This is a genomic window from Bradyrhizobium sp. KZN70725 (assembly GCF_055264925.1).
Window position 1 is genome coordinate 21,335 of sequence record NZ_JBUYWT010000014.1, and the last position, 22,937, is coordinate 44,271.

General features: G+C 64.4%; 19 protein-coding genes. 3 read left to right on the plus strand and 16 right to left on the minus strand.

All coding sequences use genetic code 11. The features are described 5' to 3' along the window. Positions 1-19 precede the first annotated feature (19 nt). From ACZBJS_RS15790 to ACZBJS_RS15800, 3 genes are all read right to left on the minus strand, one after another. Positions 20-898: a F0F1 ATP synthase subunit gamma gene (locus ACZBJS_RS15790; RefSeq protein WP_092087080.1), complete on the minus strand. Its 879-nt coding sequence runs from the start codon at positions 896-898 to the stop codon at positions 20-22. A 91-nt stretch (positions 899-989) separates the two neighbouring features. Beyond that, a complete protein-coding gene (gene atpA, locus ACZBJS_RS15795) occupies positions 990-2,519 on the minus strand; it encodes a F0F1 ATP synthase subunit alpha (RefSeq protein WP_028340804.1) in 1,530 nt (509 codons plus the stop codon). After that, the gene (locus ACZBJS_RS15800; protein ID WP_229189993.1) at positions 2,519-3,079 is read right to left on the minus strand and encodes a F0F1 ATP synthase subunit delta; all 561 of its coding nucleotides are present in this window, start codon (positions 3,077-3,079) and stop codon (positions 2,519-2,521) included. Before ACZBJS_RS15800 ends, atpA begins: the two co-directional genes overlap by 1 nt. A gap of 629 nt (positions 3,080-3,708) precedes the next feature. Here ACZBJS_RS15800 and ACZBJS_RS15805 point away from each other — a divergent pair. After that, positions 3,709-4,200, plus strand: coding sequence for a septal ring lytic transglycosylase RlpA family protein (locus ACZBJS_RS15805; protein ID WP_229189994.1), 492 nt, complete (start codon positions 3,709-3,711; stop codon positions 4,198-4,200). Between the two features lie 260 nt (positions 4,201-4,460). Here ACZBJS_RS15805 and ACZBJS_RS15810 read toward each other — a convergent pair whose 3' ends face one another. Further along, positions 4,461-6,671: a primosomal protein N' gene (locus ACZBJS_RS15810; protein WP_463438862.1), complete on the minus strand. Its 2,211-nt coding sequence runs from the start codon at positions 6,669-6,671 to the stop codon at positions 4,461-4,463. Positions 6,672-6,799: 128 nt separating this feature from the next. On the opposite strand from ACZBJS_RS15810, the gene ACZBJS_RS15815 reads away from it, so the two are divergent. Then, a complete protein-coding gene (locus ACZBJS_RS15815; protein WP_316398401.1) occupies positions 6,800-7,771 on the plus strand; it encodes a tyrosine recombinase XerC in 972 nt (323 codons plus the stop codon). A gap of 143 nt (positions 7,772-7,914) precedes the next feature. Next, positions 7,915-8,505 (plus strand): DUF4337 domain-containing protein, encoded by a 591-nt coding sequence (locus ACZBJS_RS15820; protein ID WP_316398400.1) that lies wholly within the window; start codon positions 7,915-7,917, stop codon positions 8,503-8,505. 143 nt (positions 8,506-8,648) lie between these two features. Here ACZBJS_RS15820 and ACZBJS_RS15825 read toward each other — a convergent pair whose 3' ends face one another. From ACZBJS_RS15825 to ACZBJS_RS15880, 12 genes are all read right to left on the minus strand, one after another. After that, positions 8,649-9,188: a hypothetical protein gene (locus ACZBJS_RS15825; protein ID WP_225163860.1), complete on the minus strand. Its 540-nt coding sequence runs from the start codon at positions 9,186-9,188 to the stop codon at positions 8,649-8,651. A gap of 40 nt (positions 9,189-9,228) precedes the next feature. After that, entirely contained in the window at positions 9,229-10,629 is a 1,401-nt protein-coding gene (lpdA, locus tag ACZBJS_RS15830) for a dihydrolipoyl dehydrogenase (RefSeq protein WP_057020923.1), read from the minus strand. 85 nt (positions 10,630-10,714) lie between these two features. Continuing rightward, entirely contained in the window at positions 10,715-11,464 is a 750-nt protein-coding gene (locus tag ACZBJS_RS15835) for an SDR family oxidoreductase (RefSeq protein ID WP_057020974.1), read from the minus strand. 72 nt (positions 11,465-11,536) lie between these two features. Further along, positions 11,537-12,778 carry a 2-oxoglutarate dehydrogenase complex dihydrolipoyllysine-residue succinyltransferase gene (gene odhB / locus ACZBJS_RS15840; protein ID WP_076834705.1) on the minus strand — a complete coding sequence of 414 codons (1,242 nt, stop codon included), beginning with the start codon at positions 12,776-12,778 and terminating at the stop codon, positions 11,537-11,539. 167 nt (positions 12,779-12,945) lie between these two features. Next, on the minus strand, positions 12,946-15,906 hold the full coding sequence (locus ACZBJS_RS15845) for a 2-oxoglutarate dehydrogenase E1 component (protein WP_076834628.1): 2,961 nt from the start codon (positions 15,904-15,906) through the stop codon (positions 12,946-12,948). Positions 15,907-16,160: 254 nt separating this feature from the next. Then, positions 16,161-17,042, minus strand: coding sequence for a succinate--CoA ligase subunit alpha (gene sucD / locus ACZBJS_RS15850; protein ID WP_028340814.1), 882 nt, complete (start codon positions 17,040-17,042; stop codon positions 16,161-16,163). A 95-nt stretch (positions 17,043-17,137) separates the two neighbouring features. Next, a complete protein-coding gene (locus tag ACZBJS_RS15855) occupies positions 17,138-17,614 on the minus strand; it encodes a DUF1579 family protein (protein WP_076834630.1) in 477 nt (158 codons plus the stop codon). Between the two features lie 2 nt (positions 17,615-17,616). Then, the gene (sucC, locus tag ACZBJS_RS15860; RefSeq protein WP_057020926.1) at positions 17,617-18,813 is read right to left on the minus strand and encodes an ADP-forming succinate--CoA ligase subunit beta; all 1,197 of its coding nucleotides are present in this window, start codon (positions 18,811-18,813) and stop codon (positions 17,617-17,619) included. 161 nt (positions 18,814-18,974) lie between these two features. After that, positions 18,975-19,943, minus strand: a complete 969-nt coding sequence (mdh, locus tag ACZBJS_RS15865; RefSeq protein ID WP_028336306.1) for a malate dehydrogenase — start codon at positions 19,941-19,943, stop codon at positions 18,975-18,977. Positions 19,944-20,152: 209 nt separating this feature from the next. Continuing rightward, complete coding sequence (gene zapE / locus ACZBJS_RS15870) at positions 20,153-21,340, minus strand: cell division protein ZapE (protein ID WP_316398399.1); 1,188 nt, start codon at positions 21,338-21,340, stop codon at positions 20,153-20,155. 222 nt (positions 21,341-21,562) lie between these two features. Further along, positions 21,563-22,099 (minus strand): RNA 2',3'-cyclic phosphodiesterase, encoded by a 537-nt coding sequence (gene thpR, locus ACZBJS_RS15875; RefSeq protein ID WP_057020928.1) that lies wholly within the window; start codon positions 22,097-22,099, stop codon positions 21,563-21,565. Positions 22,100-22,265: 166 nt separating this feature from the next. Then, the gene (locus ACZBJS_RS15880) at positions 22,266-22,925 is read right to left on the minus strand and encodes an arylesterase (RefSeq protein WP_410469806.1); all 660 of its coding nucleotides are present in this window, start codon (positions 22,923-22,925) and stop codon (positions 22,266-22,268) included. Between the last annotated feature and the right edge of the window lie 12 nt (positions 22,926-22,937).

Consider the following 22,937-nt stretch of genomic DNA (forward strand, 5'->3'; position numbering starts at 1 on the left):
TTCTCCTTCGAAATCTGCCTTAGACCGCCTCAGCGCCGGAGATGATCTCGATCAGCTCCTTCGTGATCTGGGCCTGACGGGTTCTGTTGTAAATCAGGGTTTGCTTGCGAATCATCTCGCCGGCATTGCGGGTCGCGCTGTCCATCGCGCTCATCTGCGCGCCATAGAACGAGGCGTTGTTCTCCAGCAGCGCGCGGAAGATCTGCACCGCGAGGTTGCGCGGCAACAGGCTGCCGAGGATCTGGTCTTCCTCAGGCTCGTATTCGTAGGACGTGGAGGGCGCCGCATTGGCCGCGGGCGCAGCCACCTCCAGCGGGATGATCTGCTGCGCGGTCGGGATCTGCGCGATCACCGACTGGAAGCGCGAGTAGAACAGCGTGCAGACATCGAACTCGCCGGCCTCGAACCGCGCCAGCACCTTCTGGGCGATATCCTCGGCATTGACGAAGCCGATCTGGCGCACCGAACGCAGGTCGAGATGCTCTACGATGCGCTTCTCGAAGGTCCGCCGCAGCTGCTCGTAACCCTTGCGGCCAACGCAGAAGAACTTCACTTCCTTGCCCTGCGCGAGCAGCGCGTTCGCCCGTTCGCGCGCCAGGCGCACGATGGCGGAGTTGAACGCGCCGGACAGGCCGCGCTCGCCGGTGCAGACCAGAAGCAGGTGCACCTGATCGTTGCCGGTGCCGGCGAGCAGCGCCGGCGCGCCGGGCGTGCCGTTGGCTGCCGCGGCGATGTTGGAAATCACCGCATCCATCTTGGTGGCATAGGGCCGCGCCGCTTCGGCGGCGTTCTGCGCGCGGCGCAGCTTCGAGGCTGCGACCATCTGCATAGCCTTGGTGATCTTCTGCGTCGCCTTGGTCGAGGCGATGCGGACCCGCATGTCTTTTAGTGACGCCATTCTTCGTTCACCCCGGCGATCCGACCACAATGGTCAGATCGCAAGCCTCCGTTCGTCACGCCCGGCGGCGAGCCGGGCGACGCCCCATTCGTTATGCAAACGTCTTGGCGAAGCCCTCGACGGCCGTCTTGAGCTTGGCGGCGGTGTCGTCGGACAGATCGCGGCTGGTGCGGATCGCATCGAGGATGTCGGCGTTCTTGCCGCGTAGCAGCGACAGCAGACCGTCCTCGAACGCCTTCACCTTGTTGAGCGGCAGCGGATCGAGATAGCCGTTGGTGCCGGCCCAGATCACGCAGACCTGCTCTTCCATCTTCAGCGGCGAGAATTGCGGCTGCTTCAGAAGTTCGGTCAGACGCGAGCCGCGGTTGAGCAGGCGCTGGGTCGAAGCGTCAAGGTCCGAACCGAACTGCGCGAACGCCGCCATTTCGCGGTACTGCGCGAGCTCACCCTTGATCTTGCCGGCGACCTTCTTGGTCGCCTTGGTCTGCGCCGACGAACCGACGCGCGACACCGACAGACCGACGTTCACGGCGGGACGGATACCCTGGAAGAACAGATCGGTTTCCAGGAAGATCTGGCCGTCGGTGATCGAAATCACGTTGGTCGGAATGTAGGCCGACACGTCGTTGGCCTGGGTTTCGATGACCGGCAGCGCCGTCAGCGAGCCCAAGCCATGCTCCTTGTTGAGCTTGGCGGCGCGCTCGAGCAGGCGGGAATGCAGGTAGAACACGTCGCCCGGATAGGCTTCGCGGCCCGGCGGGCGGCGCAGCAGCAGCGACATCTGGCGATAGGCGACGGCCTGCTTGGACAAGTCGTCATAGATGATCACGGCGTGCATGCCGTTGTCGCGGAAGTACTCGCCCATGGTGCAGGCGGTGAACGGCGCGATGTACTGCATCGGCGCCGGATCGGACGCGGTGGCCGCGACGATGATCGAGTATTCCAGCGCGCCCTGCTCTTCGAGCACCTTGACGAACTGCGCGACGGTGGAGCGCTTCTGCCCGATTGCGACGTAGACGCAATACAGCTTGAGGTTCTCGTCCGGCTGGGCGTTGAGCGGCTTCTGGTTCAGGATGGTGTCGAGCGCGATCGCGGTCTTGCCGGTCTGGCGGTCGCCGATGATCAGCTCGCGCTGGCCGCGGCCGATCGGGATTAGCGCATCGATCGCCTTGAGGCCGGTGGCCATCGGCTCGTTCACCGACTTGCGCGGAATGATGCCGGGCGCCTTGACGTCGACGCGCTTGCGTTCGGTGGCCTGGATCGGGCCCTTGCCGTCGATCGGGTTGCCGAGCGCGTCGACGACGCGGCCGAGCAGGCCCTTGCCGACCGGCGCGTCCACGATCGCGCGGGTGCGCTTGACGGTCTGGCCTTCCTTGATCTCGCGGTCGGCGCCGAAAATCACGATACCGACGTTGTCGGTTTCGAGGTTGAGCGCCATGCCGCGCGTGCCGTTCTCGAACTCGACCATTTCACCGGCCTGAACGTTGTCGAGACCGTAGACGCGGGCGATACCGTCACCGACCGACAGCACCTGGCCAACTTCGGTGACCTCGGCTTCCTGGCCGAAATTCTTGATCTGGTCCTTGAGGATCGCAGAAATTTCTGCGGCGCGGATGTCCATCAGCCTGCCTCTTTCATCGCGTTCTTGATCGAATTGAGTTTGGTGCGAAGCGAACTATCCACCATGCGGCTGCCGAGCTTGACCACCAGGCCACCAATAATGGAGGGATCGACCTTCACGTTGAGCGCGACGTCCTTGCCCGTCACTGATTTCAGTGCGGCCTTCAGCGCGTCGAGATTCTTGTCACTGAGCTGCTCGGCGACGGTGACTTCCGCAGTCGCCTCGCCCTTGAACTTCGCCACCAGCGCGCGATAGGCGCGGATCACATCGGCAACGGCGAACAGCCGGCGATTGGCGGTGAGCACCTTGAGAAATTTGGCCGACGTGCCCGAGATGCCGGCCTTGTCGAGCACCGCGGTCAGCGCCTTCAGCTGGGCGTCGGCGGCGAACACCGGGCTGCGGACGAGGCGCTTGAGATCGGCGCTCTCGTTGAGCAAGGCCTCGAACTTGTCGAGGTCGGCCCGGACTTGATCGACGGATTGCTCGTCGCGCGCCAACTCGAACAGGGCCGTTGCATAACGACCGGACACTCCCGAAACGGACGGATCTTCAGCAGCCACGAGCTCGCTCTTTTTTGCTGTCAAATTCGCAAGGGAAAAACCGTCGCCACCAAAGCAGCGCCTAGCGATCCAAGCCCTTGGAATTCAAGCGGGACTTCGATTTTCGACCGGCACAGGACGTGCCGGGACCGTTAAAATCGCGGCTTTGCTAACATAGCAATCGCGCAGGTGCAACATGACGGCATCGTGAGTGCCGCCTTGTCGCATGCGCTTTTTGCCGACCGCAGCCGGTGGCCGAACCGGAAAATTTGGCGCGCGGAAATGCGGCGCGCCGAACCCGATTCGCGCCGCCGCGATTTTGTTCCATCGAAATTTGCATGGGCCTATGGCCGAGCGCGCAGGGAACTCCTGGCCGGCTGCTGTTTCATTTAGCGATTACTTACCGAAAACTTACCGTCGCCTCGATAATCAGTATTGGCAAGTATATTGGTCGTTAAAAATTGGTTAAACAGCAAGATTACTGAACATCGATTGACTACCCCAAGGCGGTAACAAGATATTTCAGCACGAGATAATCCGGATTTACTGCCCAATTCGTGCCTCATTGGGAAACCAAACGGCCTTGGTCAACGAAGGGACGGGGGTTCCACTTGCCGCGTTAGCGGCAATACTGTCTGAGGGTCTTATCAATGCTGAATATCAAGAAGGCGGCGGGCAACGTAACCCGCTCGCGTACGGCGCTTGCTTTTGTAGCCGCAACTATTCTGGTCGGGGGCAGCGTGACCGAGGCGTCCGCGAAGTCCCGGCACCACCATCATCGCCACCACCATCATCACCACGCCCGCGCCGAAGGCTCGTCCTGGCGCGACGCCAATGCATCGATCCAGCCGTCCGGCGGCCACTCGTTCTCGGGGATGGCCTCCTTCTACGGCAATGAGTCGGGCAGCCGCACCGCTTCCGGCCAGCGCTTCAACCAGAACGCCATGACCGCGGCCCACCGCTCGCTGCCGTTCGGCACCAGGCTCCGCGTCACCCATGGCGGCCGCAGCGTCGTCGTCACCATCAACGATCGTGGCCCGTTCATCCGCGGCCGCGTGCTCGACCTCTCCACCGGCGCAGCACGCGCCATCGGCCTGACCGGTGCCGGCGTCGGCCGCGTCACCGCTGAGGTCGTCTCGTAAGCGCCTTCAGTAAGCGTTGCGTTGCGTAACGGCCGCGAGGCCTGCTTCGCGCCAAAAAATGGCCTGCCGTCGCAAATGACGGCAGGCTTTTTCTTTTGCGGGCTGCGGCCGCCAGCCTGCGTCATTGCGAGCCACCCGGTCGGCGCGAAGCGCCGCCGGATGACAGGCTCCGCGAAGCAATCCATGGACCCGCATGCGCGGAGCGATGGATTGCTTCGTCGCTTTCGCTCCTCGCAAATGACGGTCAAGATTGAAGCTGCTTACAAAAAGCTCTGCGGATCGACGTCGACCTCGAGCTTCAGATTGCCCTTGGTCTTGGGACCGGATTCCAGCCATTCGCGCAGATATTGCGACAGATCGACATTGCGCAGCGACTTCACCAGCAGGCGGAAGCGATAGCGGCCCTTGATGACGGCGAGCGGCGCCTCGGCGGGGCCGAGCACCTGGATCCGCTCATCGAGCGGCGCCACCGCGGCGAGCTTGCGGGCGAAGCCTTCCGCGGTCGGACGGTCGCCGGCGGAGACGATCAGGCTCGCCAGCCGGCCGAACGGCGGGTAGCCGGTGCGCTCGCGAATCTCGATCTCGCTGGCATAGAACGCCTCGCGGTCATTGGCGATCAGGGCCTTGATCACCGGATGCTCCGGCTGATGGGTCTGCAGAAAGCCGACGCCGCGGCCCTGCTCGCGGCCCGCGCGGCCGACCACCTGGTTCAGCAGCTGGAACGTCCGCTCGGCGGCGCGCGGATCGCCATTGCTCAGGCCGAGATCGGCGTCGATGACGCCGACCAGATTGAGCCGCGGGAAGTTGTGGCCCTTCGCCACCAGCTGGGTGCCGATGATGATGTCGACGCGGCCCTCGGCGATCTCGTTGAGCTCGCTGCGCATGGTCTCGATCGAGGTGATGAGATCGCTCGACAGCACCATCGTCCGTGCCTCGGGGAAGATGTGGGCGGCCTCCTCCTGCAGGCGCTCGACGCCGGGCCCGACCGCGACCAGCGATTCCTCGGCCGCGCAATGCGGGCAGATATTCGGGCGCGGCATCGAGAAGCCGCAATGATGACAGACCAGCCGCTGCCGGAACCGGTGATCAACCAGCCATGCATCGCAGATGGTGCAGGCGAAGCGGTGGCCGCAGGCCCGGCACAGCGTCAGCGGTGCGTAACCGCGGCGGTTGAGGAACAGCAGCGCCTGCTCGCGGCGCTCGATGGCATGGCCGATCTGCTCGGCCAGCACCGGCGAAATGAAGCGGCCGCGCGGCGGCGGCGCGCGGCGCATGTCGATCGCCTCGATATGCGGCATGTGCTGGCCGCCGAACCGCGACGGCAGCGCCACGCGCTGGTAGCGCCCCTTGCGCGCATTGACCTCGCTCTCGACCGACGGGGTCGCCGACGCCAGCACGATCGGAATCTTTGCGATATGGGCGCGGACCACCGCCATGTCGCGCGCGTGATAATGCGCGCCGTCGTCCTGTTTGTAGGCCTGGTCGTGCTCCTCATCGACGATGATGAGACCGAGATCGGCATAGGGCAGGAACAGCGCGGAGCGGGCGCCGACCACGACCGGCGCCTTGCCCTCGGAGATCGCGGCCCAGTTGCGCGCGCGCGTGCGCGGCGTCAGCTCCGAATGCCACTCCAGCGGCCGCACGCCGAAGCGCTGCGCGAAACGATCGAGGAACTGGCCGGTCAGCGCGATCTCCGGCATCAGGATCAGCGTCTGCTTGCCGCGGCGGATATTCTCGGCGATCGCCTCGAAATAGACTTCGGTCTTGCCGGAACCGGTGACGCCGTCGAGCAGCGCGACGTGAAAGCTGCCGCTCGCGGCCAGCGTCCGCATCACGTCGACGGCGCTGCGCTGCTCGCGCGAAAAATCCGGCTGCGCGTAGGAGGGATCCGGAACGGGCGGCGGTGCCGGCGGCGGCATCGCCTCAACCGTCAGGGTGCCTTCGTCGACCAGGCCGTCGATCACGCCGGAACTGACGCCGGCCTCCCGGGCCGCCTCCGACTTGCCGTGCAGCAAGCGGTCCGACAGCACCTCGATCACCCGCCGGCGTGCCGGCGTCAGGCGCCGCGGCGGCTCGCCGACCAGCCGCACGCCGAGCCGCATCCGCTCCGGCCCGAGATTTTCGCCCATCCGCAGCGTCATCCGCAGCACCATGCCGCGTGCCGACAGCGTGTAATTGGAGACCCAGTCGACCAGCTGGCGCAGCTCCGGTTTCAGCGGCGGAACATCGAGCTTCTCGCTGACGTCCTTGAGCCGGTTGTGCAGCCGCGGATCCGGATTGGCATTTTCCGCCCACACCACCGCGACCACCTCGCGCGGCCCGAGCGGAACGCCGATCACGTCGCCCGGCGCAAGCTCCATGCCGCGCGGAACGCGGTAGGAATAAGTCTGGTTCAGCGCGACAGGCACCAGCACGTCGACGACACGTGTCGTCGATGCGGAGGCTGGGTTGTGGCGCGTGGTGTGGTCCATTGAATCCGAACTTTGCGCCGGGCTAGCACCGCTACGCGGTCTTAGCGAACGGTAAACGAAGGCAGTGCGATATAATCAGGAGATGAGCAGCGCCAATAGCCCTTAAGACACGGACTTAAGACACGGACATGGCCCGGACCGATCAGCCCATCCAACCACTCGAGCTCGACTGCGCCGATGCATCGATCACGCAGGAGATGACGCGCTGGCTGTCGCATCTGCGTGCGGAGCGGCGGCTGTCGCCGAAGACGCTTGAGGCCTATGCCCGGGACGTGCGCCAATGCCTCGCCTTCCTGGCCGGGCACTGGGGCGCGCGGGTGACGCTTGAGGCATTTTCCGCGCTCGAGGCGAGCGATGTGCGCGCCTTCATGGCGATGCGCCGGACCGAGGAGATCGGCGGGCGGTCGCTGATGCGGGCGCTGGCGGGCCTGCGCTCGTTCGGACGATTCCTGGAACGCGAGGGCAAGGGCAAGGTCGGCGCGCTCTCGGCGATCCGCGCGCCCAAGGTGGCGAAGAGCCTGCCGAAGCCGATTCACATGGAAGCGGCGAAACGCTTTGCCGACGCCGACGAGCGCGCGGACGAAACCCGCGAGACCTGGATCCTGGTGCGCGACGCCGCCGTCATGGCGCTGCTCTATGGTTCGGGCCTGCGCATCTCCGAGGCGCTGGGGCTGAAGCGCCGCGACGTGCCGAAACCTGGCGAAGGCGACGTGCTCGTGGTGACCGGCAAGGGCAACAAGACCCGCATGGTGCCGGTGCTGCAGAACGTGCTGCAATTGATCGCGGACTATGCCGCGATCTGCCCGCATCAGCTCAGCCCCGCGGGGCCGATGTTCGTCGGCGCGCGCGGCGGCCCCTTGAGCCCGCGCATCATCCAGCTCACCATGGAGCGGCTGCGCGGCGCGCTCGGCCTGCCCGACAGCGCAACGCCGCATGCGCTGCGGCATTCCTTCGCCACGCATCTGCTGAGCCGCGGCGGCGATCTGCGCGCGATCCAGGAATTGCTCGGCCACGCTTCGCTGTCGACCACGCAAATCTACACCGGCATCGACAGCGAGCGCCTGCTCGAAGTCTATCGCTCCGCGCATCCCCGAGGTTGAACGTTCGGTTCTGAAAAAATAAAGCGCGGGCTTTGGCCGCCGTCATGCGCCGTTCATCTTCAGACGGTTACCCAAAACCCTTCGGCCCTTGCCTTGTGCGCCGCATTCGGCAATCGTGGCGCGGTCTCATCCGGAGGGGAATCATGAGCGCACATGAAAGTATGGAGCACGCGGAGCATGCCGAGCATGCCTCGGGCGAGAACAAGAAGATCGCGCTCCTGATCGCCGTGATCGCCCTGTGCCTGGCGCTGTCGGAAACGCTCGGCAAGGGCGCCCAGACCGAATCGATCAGCAAGAATGTCGAGGCCTCCAACCTGTGGGCTTTCTTCCAGGCCAAGAGCATCCGCCGTACCACGGTGCAGATCGCGGCAGAACAGGGCAAGCTGAACCTCGCGACCACCACCGACGAGGCGGCCAGGGCCGCGCTGCAGAAGCAGATCGACGATTGGCAGAAGACCGCGGCGCGCTACCGCTCGGAGCCGGAAACCGGCGAGGGTTCAGAGCAGCTCTCCGAACGCGCCAAGCACGCCGAGCATGAGCGCGACGAGGCCACCGCGAAATATCATCATTTCGAGCTTGCCTCCGCCGCCTTCCAGATCGCCATCGTGCTGGCGTCGGCAACCATCATTACGGGCATCATCGCGCTGGCCTGGGTCTCCGGCCTGGTGACGCTCGCCGGCATCGTGATGACGGCGCTCGGCCTGTTCCAGCCGCACTTGCTGCATCTGCATTGAGCGCAGCGCGCCGCTTTCGAACCGTCATCCTGAGGAGCGCGCCCTTGCGCGCGTCTCGAAGGATCGACGGCCACCGGCCGGGCCGTGCATCCTTAGAGACGCGCGTTCCGCGCTCCTCAGGATGACGGAATAGAAAGTTTTGATCAAAGAGGCTTGCTGGTCTGATGCACGCTTTTGCGGAAGCGCGCGATCACGCGCAGCGTGCGCGCCGCCCAGCCCTCGCCGTCGCCACTAATCATCTCGCGAATGCGCCGCTTGATTGGCTCGACCAGCGCGGTGGCCTTGGCCCGCAGCGCCATCACGAAATTATAGAGTGCCTCGAACCAGGGCATCTCCAGCAGTTTCGGCCGCGTCACGTCGAACAGGAAGGCCGTCACGCCGACGCCGACGAACTTGGCGAACAGGATCAGCGAGACCGCACTGAACCAGTATTGGTTCGCCAGCAGCCAGAGCCCGATCAGCTTGAGCGGAAACAGCGGGATCACCGGCACGACGAAGACAATCAGGGTCATCGCCGGCGACAGCGAATCGACCCGGTCGGCAAGCCATTGCTTGAGCGCGCGGAGCGGAATCCACGCCACCGCCCGCGCCACGATCGGCTCGAGATGGTCCCATAGCCAAGCCTCGACCAGGAAGATGATCGCAAGCAGGACCCAGAACGGCTGAAGCAGGCGGCGCAGCATCGCTATGATCTCAACCCGGCTGACGCCGGACTTTCGATCATCACATATGGATGGCGCGCTTGCCCACCGCAAGCGCGGCTTCCTTGATCGCCTCCGAACGGGTCGGGTGCGCGTGGCAGGTGCGTGCCAGATCCTCGGCAGATCCGCCAAATTCCATCAGAACGCAGGCTTCGTGGATCATTTCGCCGGCTTCGCGGCCGACAATGTGGACGCCAAGCACCCGATCCGTCTTCGCATCTGCGAGAATTTTCACGAAGCCGTCGGTGGTCTGATTGACCTTGGACCGGCCGTTCGCCGTGAACGGGAATTTGCCGACGGTGTACGCGACGCCGGCCTGCTTGAGTTCTTCCTCGGTCTTGCCGACCGACGACACTTCCGGCGTGGTATACACAACACCTGGAATGACGTCGTAGTTCACGTGGCCGGCCTGGCCCGCGATGATCTCCGCACAGGCAACGCCTTCGTCTTCCGCTTTGTGCGCGAGCATCGGCCCGGCCACGACGTCGCCGATCGCGTAGATGCCCTTCACGTTGGTCGAGAAGTGCGCGTCGATCTCGACGCGGCCGCGATTGTCGAGCGCAACGCCGGCTTCCTTCAGCCCGAGCCCCTCGGTGTAGGGCACCCGGCCGATGCAGACGAGCACGACGTCGGCTTCGATGGTTTCCGCAGCGCCACCCGCGGCGGGCTCGACCTTGGCCTGCAGCGTCTTGCCGGAGCTATCGACCGCGGTGACCTTGGCGCCGAGCTTGAAGACGAAGCCCTGCTTCTCGAGCATGCGCTGAAATTGCTTTGCCACCTCGCCGTCCATGCCGGGCAGGATGCGGTCGAGGAATTCCACGACCATGACGTCCGCACCGAGACGCCGCCAGACCGAGCCAAGCTCGAGCCCGATCACCCCCGCGCCGATGATCAGCAATTTCTCCGGCACCTTCTCCAGCGACAGCGCGCCGGTCGAGGACACGATGCGCTTCTCGTCGATGTCGATACCCTTCAGGCGGGCGATATCGGAGCCGGTGGCGATCACGATGTTCCTGGTCTCGACGGTCTCGGACTTGCCGTCGCCGGAGACCTCGACCTTGCCGGCACCGAGGATCTTGCCGGTCCCCTTGAGCACGTCGATCTTGTTCTTCTTCATCAAGAACTCGACGCCCTTGACGTTGCCGTCGATGCCCTGCTGCTTGAAGTTCATCATCGCAGGCAGATCGAGCTTCGGCGCCGGGACGCTGACGCCCATCTTGGCGAAGGAGTGCCCGGCTTCCTCGAACATCTCGGAGGCGTGCAACAGCGCTTTCGACGGCATGCAGCCGACGTTGAGGCAAGTGCCGCCCAGCGTCGCGTCCTTCTCGACGACGGCGACCTTCATGCCGAGTTGCGCCGCGCGGATCGCGCAGACATATCCGCCCGGGCCGGTGCCGATGACGACGAGATCGTAAGAAGCCATGATGGAAGGTCCTGTAGCTAAGCTCTGTGACAATTACGCGGGGCGCGATCGTGACGGCAGACCGCCGCCCGCTCTTGATCGTGTGCTAGCGACCGCCCGACACGTCGAGGATCGCGCTGGTGACATAGGAAGCCTCGTCCGAGATCAGCCAGACGATGGCGTTGGCGATTTCATCGGCGGTGCCGACACGCTTCATCGGCACCATATGGGCAAGCCGGTGCGCGCGATCGGGCTCGCCCCCCGCGGCGTGGATGTCGGTGTCGATCAGTCCGGGCCGGATGCCGGCGACGCGGATGCCCTCATTCGCGACTTCGTAGCCGAGGCCAATCGTGAAGGAATCGATCGCGCCCTTGGAAGCGGCATAGTCGACATAGGTGTTGGGCGCACCGAGCTTCGCCGCCACCGAGGACAGGTTGACGATGACGCCGCCCTTGCCGCCGTGCTTGGTCGACATGCGCTTCACCGCCTCGCGCGCACACAGGATGCTGCCGGTGACATTCACTGCCATCATCTGCTGGATACGCTCGGCCGACATCTCGTCGACACGCACGCCGCTCTTGCCGACGATGCCGGCATTGTTGACGAGCGCGCCGAGCGTGCCGAAGCCGTCGGCCGCCTTGAACAGCGCCAGGATGTCCTGCTCGCTGCCGACATCGCATTTCACCGCGATCGCCTTGCCGTTGCTGGCTTCGATCGCGGCGACGACCTCGTCCGCCGCGGTCTTGTTGGATGCATAGCCGACCACGATGCGATAGCCGCGCGCGGCGGCAGCGAGCGCGGTGGCGCGGCCGATGCCGCGGCTGCCGCCGGTGATGACAACGACCTTATCCGTCACTTTGATCCCCAAATGTGAGCAACCAACAGATCGCGGCGCCCGAGCCGATCGGACGCCGCGCGCGATACGACCTTAGAGGTCCAGCACCAGGCGGGCCGGATCCTCCAGGCTCTCCTTGACGCGCACCAGGAAGGTAACCGCTTCCTTGCCGTCGATGACGCGGTGATCATAGGACAGCGCCAGATACATCATCGGGCGCACCTCGATCTTGCCGCCGACCACCATCGGCCGCTCCTGGATCTTGTGCATGCCGAGGATGCCGGACTGCGGCGCATTCAGGATCGGCGTCGACATCAGCGAACCGTAGATGCCGCCATTGGTGATGGTGAAGGTGCCGCCCTGCATCTCGTCGATCTTGAGTTGGCCGTCGCGGGCGCGGCGGCCGTAGTCGGCGATCGACTTCTCGATGTCGGCGATCGACTTGTGGTCGCAGTCGCGCACCACAGGCACCACGAGGCCGCGGTCGGTGCCGACCGCAACGCCGATGTGATAGTAGTTCTTGTAGATCAGGTCAGAGCCGTCGATTTCGGCGTTGACCGCCGGAATGTCCTTTAGCCCCTGCACGACCGCCTTGGTGAAGAAGCCCATGAAGCCGAGCTTCGAGCCGTGTTTCTTCTCGAACGTGTCCTTGTAGAGGGCCCGCAGCTTCATCACCTCGGTCATGTCGACCTCGTTGAAGGTCGTCAGCATCGCGGCGGTGTTCTGCACGTCCTTGAGGCGGCGCGCGATGGTCTGGCGCAGCCGGGTCATCTTCACGCGCTCCTCGCGCGCGGCGTCGTCCGCCGGCGACGGCGCACGAACCTGCACGGCGGCGGCCGGCTGGTTGACCGGGGTCGGCGCCGAGGCGGCCTTCTCGATCGCGGCCAGCATGTCGCCCTTGGTCACGCGGCCGTCCTTGCCCGAGCCGGGAACGGTGGACGCATCGATGCCGCTTTCAGCGGACAGCTTGCGGACCGAGGGTGCCAGCGGCGCATCCGCCGGCGGCGCCTTCGGCGCAGCGGCAGCAGCCGGCGCAGCAGCGGCAGCCGGTGCGGCGGCCTTGGCGGGAGCCGCAGCAGCCGGCTTGGCGGCCGGAGCGGCGCCGTCATTGATCTGTCCGAGCAGCGCGCCGACGGCGACCGTCTCGCCGTCCTTGGCGATGATCTCGCCGAGCGTACCGGCCACCGGCGCGGGCACCTCGATGGTGACCTTGTCGGTCTCCAGCTCCACCAACGGCTCGTCCACCGCGACAGCTTCACCGGCCTTCTTGAACCAGCGGCCGATCGTGGCCTCGGTCACGGATTCGCCGAGCGTTGGAACGCGAATTTCAGTCATGGTCTTTTCCTCGATAACCCTGCGGTCGCAAAATTTGCGGTCGTGAAACTTGTCCGCCACCGCCCGCAAAGCGAGCGATCCGGTACTCCGTGACGACAGCACTTCTGCTGGATGACGCGGGATACCGGATGCCCCGCATTCGCGGGGCATGGCTTCAATGAAAGTCGTTAGTTCAGTGCGTCGTCGAGCAGCGCCTTGAGCTGCGCCAGATGTTTCGACATCAAGCCGGTCGCGGTTGCCGCCGATGCCGGACGGCCTGCATAGCGCGGACGCCTGTTGGGTGCGTGGATCTGGTTGAGCACCCATTCCAGATAGGGCTCGATGAAGTGCCAGGAGCCCATATTGCGCGGCTCTTCCTGGCACCAGACCACTTCGGCGTTCTTGAAGCGGCCGAGCTCCTGCACCAGCGCCTTCAGCGGCACCGGATATAGCTGCTCGACGCGCATCAGATAGATGTCATCGATGTCGCGCTTCTCACGCTCCTCGTAGAGATCGTAGTAGACCTTGCCGGAGCACAGCACGACGCGGCGAATCTTGTCGTCCGGCACCAGCTTGATCTTCTCGTCCGGCAGCATCTGCGCGTCATCGTACAGAATGCGGTGGAACGTGGCGTTCTTGCCGAGCTCCTCGAGCTGCGACACCGCGCGCTTGTGGCGCAGCAGCGACTTCGGCGTCATCAGGATCAGCGGCTTGCGGATCTCGCGATGCAGCTGGCGCCGCAGCACGTGGAAGTAGTTCGCCGGCGTGGTCGGATTGACCACCTGCATGTTGTCTTCGGCGCACATCTGCAGGTAACGCTCGAGGCGCGCGGAGGAATGCTCCGGTCCCTGCCCTTCGTAGCCGTGCGGCAGCAGGCAGACGAGGCCCGACATGCGCAGCCACTTGCGTTCGCCCGAGGAGATGAACTGGTCGAACACCACCTGCGCGCCGTTGGCGAAGTCGCCGAACTGCGCTTCCCAGAGCGCCAGCGCATTCGGCTCGGCCAGCGAGTAGCCGTATTCGAAGCCGAGCACCGCCTCTTCCGACAGCAGCGAGTTGATGACCTCGTAGTGGCCGGTGTCTTCGCCGCCGAGATGGTTGAACGGCGTGTAGCGGCTCTCGTCCTCCTGGTCGATCAGCACTGAATGGCGCTGCGAGAAGGTCCCGCGCTCGGAATCCTGGCCGGACAGTCGCACATGATGACCTTCCTGCAGCAGCGTGCAGAATGCCAGGGCCTCGCCGGTGGCCCAGTCGATCCCGACACCGCTATCGATCGCCTTGGCGCGATTGTCGAGGAAACGCTGGATGGTGCGGTGGACGCGGAAGCCGTCCGGCACCTTGGTGATCTTGCGGCCGATATCCTTGAGAACGGCGACATCGACGCCGGTGACGCCGCGGCGGGCGTCCTCTTCCTGGTCGGCGATCTTGAAGCCTGCCCACTTGCCGTCGAGCCAGTCGGCCTTGTTCGGCTTGTAGCCGGCGCCGGCTTCAAGCTCGGCGTCGAGCCGCGCGCGCCAGTCGGCCTTGGCCTTCTCGACCTCGCCCTCGGTCAACACGCCGTCAGCGACCAGCCGCTTGGCGTAGATCTCGAGCGTTGACGGGTGAGAAGCGATCTTCTTGTACATCACCGGCTGGGTGAAGGCCGGCTCGTCGCCCTCGTTGTGGCCGTGGCGCCGGTAGCAGAACATGTCGATGACGACCGGCTTGTGGAATTTCTGCCGGAACTCGATCGCGACCTTGGCCGCGAACACCACGGCCTCCGGATCGTCGCCATTCACGTGGAAGATCGGCGCATCGATCATCTTCGCTACGTCGGACGGATAGGGCGACGAGCGCGAGTAGCGCGGGTAGGTGGTGAAGCCGATCTGGTTGTTGACGATGAAATGCAGCGAGCCACCGGTGCGATAGCCCTTCAGGTCGGACAGGCTGAAGCATTCAGCCACCACGCCCTGGCCTGCGAATGCCGCGTCGCCGTGCATCAGCAGCGGCAGCACGGAGATACGCATATCCGGCGGATCGCCGTGCTGGTCCTGCTTGGCGCGCACCTTGCCCATCACGACCGGATCGACGATCTCGAGATGCGACGGGTTTGCGGTCAGCGACAGATGGATGTTGTTGCCGTCGAACTCGCGGTCCGAGGAGGCGCCGAGGTGATACTTGACGTCGCCCGAGCCTTCGACCGAGTCGGGGTTGGCGGAACCACCCTTGAACTCATGGAACAGCGCGCGGTGCGGCTTGCCCATCACCTGGGTCAGCACGTTGAGGCGGCCGCGATGCGGCATGCCGACCACGATCTCCTTCACGCCGAGATTGCCGCCGCGCTTGATGATCTGCTCGAGCGCCGGGATCAGCGATTCACCGCCATCGAGGCCGAAGCGCTTGGTGCCGGTGAACTTGGTGTCGCAGAACTTCTCGAAGCCGTCCGCCTCGATCAGCTTGTTGAGGATCGCGCGGCGCCCCTCGGGCGTGAACGAGATCTCCTTGTCCGGCCCCTCGATGCGCTCCTGGATCCACGCCTTCTGCGCGGCGTTCGAGATGTGCATGAATTCGACGCCGAGCGTCTGGCAGTAGGTGCGTTCGCAGATCTGCACGATCTCGCGCAGCGTGCCGTATTCGAGGCCGAGCACGTGGTCGAGGAAGATCTTGCGATCGAAGTCCGCCTCGGTGAAGCCGTAGGAGCGCGGATCGAGCTCCTCGCGGTCGCGCGGCGCCTCGATGCCGAGCGGATCGAGCTTGGCGTGGAAATGGCCGCGCATGCGGTAGGCGCGGATCAGCATCAGTGCGCGAACCGAATCGCGGGTGGCCTGATGGACGTCGGCATCGGACAGTTCGGCGCCCTTGGCCTGCGCCTTGGCCGCGAGCTTTGTGCCGACCGCCTTCTCGACCTGGGCCCAGTTGCCGTCGAGCGCCGAGGTCAGCTCGTCGCGCGGCGTCACCGGCCAGTTGTCGCGGCCCCACGAGGCGCCCTCGGCGTTCTTCTGGACATCGGCCGGGGCGTCCTTCAGGCTTTTGAAGAAATCCTGCCATTCGGCGTCGACCGACGACGGGTCCTGCTCGTAGCGGGCGTAGAGGTCGTCGATGTAGGCGGCGTTGGTGCCCTGCAGGAATGATGAGAGTGCAAAAGCGGCGTTCGCGTCTTGGCGAGACATGGGCAGTCCTGGTGATTTTTTCGGTTCGCGCGTAGGAGACGGCGCTGATGCCGGTCTGGAAGTGCGCCGGCTGGATTGATACCCTTTACCCTATGTAGGACAGATATTCCTGCCTAAAAGAACTAAGAAATGAATTTATTTTCATTTTTTATTGATCGGCATTCCGGCACCAAAACGCAATAAAAGAGCGGGTTCCCCAAGGAGAACCCGCCCCAAATCACGCCAAACCTCGAAGGGAACTCGCCGGACGGCGGTTACTTCAGCATTTCCGCGAGCGTGTGCCCGAGGCGCGCCGGCGACGGCGACACCCTGATGCCGGCGGCTTCCATCGCCGCGGTCTTGGAACCAGCGTCGCCCTTGCCGCCCGAGATGATCGCGCCGGCATGGCCCATGCGGCGGCCGGGAGGTGCGGTGACACCGGCAATGAAGCCGACCATCGGCTTCTTGCGGCCGCGCTTGGCCTCGTCCTTGAGGAACTGGGCGGCGTCCTCCTCGGCGGAGCCGCCGATTTCGCCGATCATCACGATCGACTTGGTCTTCTCGTCGGCCAGGAACATCTCCAGCATGTCGATGAACTCGGTGCCCTTGACAGGGTCGCCGCCGATGCCGACCGCGGTGGTCTGGCCTAGACCCTCCTGGGTGGTCTGGAACACCGCCTCATAGGTCAGGGTGCCGGAGCGGGAGACGATGCCGACCGAGCCGGGCTTGAAGATGTTGGCCGGCATGATGCCGATCTTGCATTCGCCGGCGGTCATCACGCCGGGGCAGTTCGGCCCGATCAGCCGCGACTTCGAGCCCGACAGCGAGCGCTTCACGCGCACCATGTCGAGCACCGGGATGCCCTCGGTGATGCAGACGATCAGCGGGATTTCCGCGTCGATCGCCTCGCAGATCGCGTCGGCTGCGCCCGGCGGCGGGACATAGACCACGCTGGCGTCGGCGCCGGTCTTCTCGCGCGCTTCGGCGACGGTGTCGAACACCGGCAGGTTGAGATGGGTCGAGCCGCCTTTGCCCGGCGCCACGCCGCCGACCATCTTGGTGCCGTAAGCGATCGCCGCTTCCGAATGGAACGTGCCGTTCTTGCCGGTGAAGCCCTGGCAGATGACCTTGGTGTTCTTGTCGATCAGAATGGACATGGTTCGAGATGCTTTCGCGAGACGATCGGTGATGGGACTCTATGGTTTGAGCATGATCTTGTCGGAAAACCGGAGACCACTTTTCCGGATCATGCTCAGTGAATACGCCGGTACACGCCGGTGAGCACGTCGGCCCACCCTTCCGCGTCAGGCGAGAACTGGATTTTCATGTTGTAGGTGTTGTCGTCGACGACCTCGTAGACGTGACGGGCATTGCCGCGCAGCGAGCCGCGCACCAGGATCAGCGACTTGCCCGCCCATCTACCGGACGCCGGTGACGGCGGGTAGTAGCCGAGCGAGTCGTGCCAGAACAATTTGTAGGCCCGATCGTCGCGGTCGTAGGTGAACACGCCGTGGGTGGCGAAGCTCTCCTTGCCGTCGCGGGTCTGCACGCTGTCCTGGATCAGGTAGAAGCCGTTGAGCGCGATGCGCGCAACGACCTGCGAGGTGGCCGGACCGCCCGCGGTCCAGCGCGACGGATAGACCATCTCTTCGCCGCTCCACTCGCCCGCAAACGCCGCGAGCTTGCGGTGTTCGTCCAGCGGTGTCGGAGCGTCGAGATGATCGGCCATCGTTAGCCTCCCTTGACGGCTTTCACGATCTTCTGTGCAGCGTCATCGAGGTTGTCGGCGGGCAGGACGTTGAGGCCGCTCTCGCGGATGATCTTCTTGCCCTGCTCGACATTGGTGCCTTCGAGGCGCACCACCAGCGGAACCTTGAGGCCGACCTGCTTCACCGCGGCGACCACGCCCTCGGCGATCACGTCGCACTTCATGATGCCGCCGAAGATGTTGACCAGGATGCCCTTCACGTTCGGATCGGCGGTGATGATCTTGAACGCGGCCGCGACCTTCTCCACGCTGGCGCCGCCGCCGACGTCGAGGAAGTTCGCCGGCTCCATGCCATACAGCTTGATGATGTCCATGGTCGCCATGGCGAGCCCGGCGCCGTTGACCATGCAGCCGATCGTGCCGTCGAGCGCGACGTAGTTGAGGTCGTATTTCGACGCCTCGATCTCCTTGGCGTCTTCCTCGGTCTCGTCGCGCAGCGCGACCACGTCCGGATGACGATAGAGCGCGTTGCTGTCGAATGACACCTTGGCGTCGAGCACGCGCAGCTGGCCCTGCTTGGTGACGACGAGCGGATTGATCTCGAGCATCGCCATGTCCTTGGCGGCGAAGGCGGCATAGAGCTGGCCGGTCAGCTTCTCGGCCTGCTTGGCGAGATCGCCGGTCAGCTTCAGCGCCTTGGCAACCGTGCGGCCGTGATGCGGCATGATGCCGGTCGCGGGATCGACCGAGAACGAGACGATCTTTTCCGGGGTCGAATGCGCGACCTCTTCGATATTCACGCCGCCTTCGGTCGACACCACAAAGGAAATTTCGGAGGTCTCGCGATTGACCAGGATCGAGAGGTAGAACTCCTTGTCGATGTCGGAGCCTTCCTCGATGTAGAGGCGATTGACCTGCTTGCCGTGCGGACCGGTCTGCACCGTGACCAGCGTCGCGCCGAGCATCTGCTTGGCGAATTCGGCGACCTCGGCGGCCGATTTGGCGATGCGGACGCCGCCCTTGTCGCCGGCCGATGCTTCCTTGAACTTGCCCTTGCCGCGGCCGCCGGCATGGATCTGGCTCTTCACTACCCAGATCGGGCCGGGCAGCTGCTTGGCCGCCGCGTCGGCCTCTTCCGGCTTCAGCACCGGCACGCCGCGCGAGATCGGCACGCCGAATTCATGCAGCAAAGCCTTGGCCTGGTATTCATGGATATTCATGGAAAGACGCTCCCAAACCCTCGTGCGGCGACCTTTTACGTCAGCCTTGAGACTGGCATACCATATACCAAAGCTCGCGCAACTAAAAAATCCGCCGGAATTTCATCGCCTTGCACCCGACAGGCGATTGAAACCGCCTATCGGGCCATTGCCAATCGAGATTACTTGCCGAGCAGATCGGGCGCGATCTTCTTGCAGGCGTCGACCAGGCCCTGCACCGCACCGACCGACTTGTCGAAAGCCTCGCGGTCCTTGCCCGCCAGTTCGATCTCGACGATGCGCTCGACACCCTTGGCGCCGACCACGACCGGCACGCCGACATACATGTCCTTCACGCCGTACTCGCCGTTGAGATAGGCGGCGCAGGGCAGCACGCGCTTCTTGTCCTTCAGGTAGCTCTCGGCCATCGCGATCGCGGACGCAGCCGGCGCGTAGAAGGCGGAGCCAGTCTTGAGCAGGTTGACGATCTCGGCGCCGCCGTTGCGTGTGCGATCGACGATCTCATCGATGCGCGCCTGCGAGGTCCAGCCCATCTTGACGAGGTCGGGCAGCGGAATGCCGGCGACAGTCGAGTAGCGGGTCAGCGGCACCATGGTGTCGCCGTGGCCGCCGAGCACGAAGGCGGTGACGTCCTCGACCGAGACGTGGAATTCGTCGGCCAGGAAATAGCGGAAACGCGCGGAGTCGAGCACGCCGGCCATGCCGACCACCTTCTTGTGCGGCAGGCCCGAGGCCTTCTGCAGCGCCCACACCATGGCGTCGAGCGGGTTGGTGATGCAGATGACGAAGGCGTCGGGCGCGTACTTCTTGATGCCGGCGCCGACCTGCTCCATGACCTTGAGGTTGATGGAGAGGAGATCGTCGCGGCTCATCCCGGGCTTGCGCGGCACGCCGGCGGTGACGATGCAGACCTTGGCGCCGTCGAGCGCTTCATAGGAATTGGCGCCGACCAGATTGGAATCGAAACCGTCGACCGGCGACGACTGCGCAATGTCGAGCGCTTTGCCCTGCGGCACGCCCTCGGCAATATCGAACAGCACGACGTCTCCGAGTTCCTTGAGGCCGACGAGGTGCGCCAGCGTTCCGCCGATCTGTCCGGAGCCAATCAGAGCAATCTTGTCGCGTGCCATGGGAAATCAGTCCTTTGAACTGTGTACGGGAGGGAGGGAAGTCGGTTGCAAGGGTGGTTATCCCTTTCGAATGATCCATTCAAGTCACGGCCTGCCCGATTGCGGGCCCTGCCTGGAATTCGATCAGGCATGCCAGCAACATCCGCCCCGGAGACACGAAAAGTTGCGCCGAACCGGACCGCGCGCAAGACGAAATATCGAGACTGAATTCAGGTCTCGACAAGGCCAGTCGACGCGCCGCTCGCCGAGGAGTCCTTCCGGCCGTGCGGCAGCGCCAGGTAGGATTCCGAGCTCATCTCGATCAGGCGCGAGGATGTGCGCTTGAACTCCATCGCCTCGACGCCGTCGGTCGCAAGGTACAGCGACACCGGATCGGCCTCGGCCGAGGCCATCAGCTTCACGGCATTGTCATAGAGCGTGTCGATCAGCGAAATGAAGCGCTTGGCGGCATTGCGCTCGGCGTAATCCATCACCGGAATGTGGTCGATCAGGATCGTGTGGTAGTCGTGCGCGAGCCTGAGATAATCGGACGCGGCAAGCGGCTTCTCGCAGATGTCCATGAAGCTGAAGCGCGCGACGCCGTGCGCCGAGCAGGGCACGTTCAGGATGCGTCCCTTGATCGGAATGAGGCGTGCCTTGCACGGGGCATTGCCGGTCATCTTCCGCCAGGCCGCGTTGAGCGCGGCATCGGCCGCGTCATCCGCGGGCACCAGCCACATCTTGACGCCGACGAGTTTCTCCAGCCGGAAGTCGGTGCGCGCATCGAGCCGCAGCACGTCCATGTGGTCGGAGATCTGCGCGATGAACGGCACGAACAGCGCGCGATTGAGCCCGCCCTTGTAGAGATCGTCAGGCGCAACGTTCGAGGTCGCGACCACCACGGTGCCGAGATCGAACAGCTTGGCGAACAGCCGGCCGAGGATCATCGCATCGGCGATGTCGGTGACGTGAAATTCGTCGAAGCAGAGCAGCCAGGCTTCGTCGAAGATCGCCTGCGCTGTGAGCGCGATCACGTCGCCGTCCGCGATCTCGCCGCGCGCGATCTGCTGACGGTAGCCGTAGATGCGCTCATGCGCCTCGGCCATGAATTCGTGGAAGTGCGCGCGGCGCTTGTGTTCGACCGGGCTCTGCTGGAAGAACAGATCCATCAGCATGGTCTTGCCGCGACCGACCTCGCCGTGGACGTAGAGCCCGCGCGGCGGCTTGTCGTCCTTGTCGCCGCCGAACAGCCGCCCGAACAGGCCTTGCTTGCGCTGCGGCTTGTAGCTCGCGAGCCGCTCATCCAGCGCGCCGAATGCCTCGGCGGCGCGGGCCTGGGCGGGATCGGCCTCGATCGCGCCGGAGGCGACCAGGGATTTGTAGAGCTCGAGAAAGGAACTGGGCGAGGTGGACAGCATGAGCCCACCTTACGGCCCTAGTGTGCGGCAAATTGCAAGCCGTGAATTGTGCCAGTGGGGTATGCACTTTCCTCTCCCTCGCCCCACTCTTGCGGGGAGAGGGCCGGGGTGAGGGGCTCTCACCACCCGACGCGCTCTATCGACGGACCCGTACCCCCTCGCCCGGATCGCATCTTCGATGCGATCCGACCTTTCCCCGCAAGCGGGGCGAGGTGAAGAGGCTCACGCGCAGAGCGCGTAGGAATCCTCGACCACATAGGGGCCGCCGCCTGTCGACGCGCGCGACGAGAACAGCACGAAGCGGTCCGCCAGGAAGCTGCGGCTCGGGAAGTAGCCGCGCACGGACAGATAATCCGCGACGTCCTGGCTCGAAGCGTCATGCAGACGAGCGAGCGTGACATGTGGCGTGAATTTCCTGCCCTCGGGATCGAGCCCCATCCGCTGCATCATCCGCTCGAGCTCGGCCTGCAGTTCGATCAGCGGCCGGCTCGGCTCGACGGCGGCAACCACCGCGCGCGGCTTGCGTCCGCCGAAGCTCGACAGGCCCTGCAATTTGACCTCGAACGGCTTGCGGTTTACCCGAAACAACATCGTCGCGATCTCGTTGGCCCACATGCCATCGATATCGCCGATGAAGCGCAGAGTGACGTGATAATTTTCGGGATCGATCCAGCGTGCGCCGGGAAGGCCGCCACGCAAGCTGGAGAGGGTTTGGCCGATATCGGCCGGAATTTCCAGTCCAGTGAACAGACGCGGCATCGCAATAATCCTCGATGCTTGGCGCGGGTTTTGGGAGCCCGCACCCTGTAACGGCCCGGCGACGAATCACCGATGCCTATTTGTACCCGAGATATGTGACTCTGCGAAGCATGACCCGTTAACAGCTCGTAAACCTACGGACACGGCACGGCTCACTGCCTGCGCTTCAACTGCGTTGCCCTGATATTGCGCCGAGAAATGCCTCCACTGTGGGCAGGATATTTTTCACAACGATGTCCACACCTGCTGCCGTCGGATGCATGCCGTCGGCCTGGTTGAGTTTCGCGTCGGCGGCAACCCCATCGAGTAAGAACGGATAGAGCGGCACGCCAAGGGTCTTCGAGAGATCCGGATAGATCGCGTTGAACTTCGCTGCATACTCACTGCCATAGTTCGGTGGCGCGAGCATGCCGCACAAGAGCACGGCGATCTTGCGCGCCTGCAACTTTGTGATGATGTCGGAGAGCGCGGCACGCGTGACGGCGGGATCGATGCCGCGCAAGGCATCATTGGCGCCAAGCTCGACAATCACGGCATCGGTTCCATCAGGCACCGACCAGTCGAGCCGCTCGCGGCCGCCCGAGGCGGTGTCGCCGGACACCCCGGCATTGCTCATCTCGACCTTTATCCCCTTGGCTTCCAACGCCTTTTGCAGCCGGATCGGGAATGCCGCCGGGCCCGGGAGGCCGTACCCGGCGCTCAGGGAATCGCCCAGAACCACCATCTTGATCGGCTTCGCCGGGCCCTTCTCCGGGCCATTCTCCAGCCTTGGCGTCTGCGCGCTGGCCGCCGTCATCAAGCCCATAAGCAACACGAGTATGTGCACGAAGATTCTCAA

What these genes read in the sequence shown, in the direction of transcription:
- ACZBJS_RS15805 (WP_229189994.1), top strand. Translation starts at nt 3,709, where the DNA reads ATGCTGAATATCAAGAAGGCGGCGGGCAACGTAACCCGCTCGCGTACG.
- sucC (WP_057020926.1), bottom strand. Translation starts at nt 18,813, where the DNA reads ATGAATATCCATGAATACCAGGCCAAGGCTTTGCTGCATGAATTCGGC.
- sucD (WP_028340814.1), bottom strand. Translation starts at nt 17,042, where the DNA reads ATGTCCATTCTGATCGACAAGAACACCAAGGTCATCTGCCAGGGCTTC.
- atpA (WP_028340804.1), bottom strand. Translation starts at nt 2,519, where the DNA reads ATGGACATCCGCGCCGCAGAAATTTCTGCGATCCTCAAGGACCAGATC.
- ACZBJS_RS15855 (WP_076834630.1), bottom strand. Translation starts at nt 17,614, where the DNA reads ATGGCCGATCATCTCGACGCTCCGACACCGCTGGACGAACACCGCAAG.
- ACZBJS_RS15845 (WP_076834628.1), bottom strand. Translation starts at nt 15,906, where the DNA reads ATGTCTCGCCAAGACGCGAACGCCGCTTTTGCACTCTCATCATTCCTG.
- thpR (WP_057020928.1), bottom strand. Translation starts at nt 22,099, where the DNA reads ATGCCGCGTCTGTTCACTGGACTGGAAATTCCGGCCGATATCGGCCAA.
- ACZBJS_RS15790 (WP_092087080.1), bottom strand. Translation starts at nt 898, where the DNA reads ATGGCGTCACTAAAAGACATGCGGGTCCGCATCGCCTCGACCAAGGCG.
- lpdA (WP_057020923.1), bottom strand. Translation starts at nt 10,629, where the DNA reads ATGGCTTCTTACGATCTCGTCGTCATCGGCACCGGCCCGGGCGGATAT.
- mdh (WP_028336306.1), bottom strand. Translation starts at nt 19,943, where the DNA reads ATGGCACGCGACAAGATTGCTCTGATTGGCTCCGGACAGATCGGCGGA.
- ACZBJS_RS15825 (WP_225163860.1), bottom strand. Translation starts at nt 9,188, where the DNA reads ATGCTGCGCCGCCTGCTTCAGCCGTTCTGGGTCCTGCTTGCGATCATC.
- ACZBJS_RS15810 (WP_463438862.1), bottom strand. Translation starts at nt 6,671, where the DNA reads ATGGACCACACCACGCGCCACAACCCAGCCTCCGCATCGACGACACGT.
- odhB (WP_076834705.1), bottom strand. Translation starts at nt 12,778, where the DNA reads ATGACTGAAATTCGCGTTCCAACGCTCGGCGAATCCGTGACCGAGGCC.
- zapE (WP_316398399.1), bottom strand. Translation starts at nt 21,340, where the DNA reads ATGCTGTCCACCTCGCCCAGTTCCTTTCTCGAGCTCTACAAATCCCTG.
- ACZBJS_RS15815 (WP_316398401.1), top strand. Translation starts at nt 6,800, where the DNA reads ATGGCCCGGACCGATCAGCCCATCCAACCACTCGAGCTCGACTGCGCC.
- ACZBJS_RS15820 (WP_316398400.1), top strand. Translation starts at nt 7,915, where the DNA reads ATGAGCGCACATGAAAGTATGGAGCACGCGGAGCATGCCGAGCATGCC.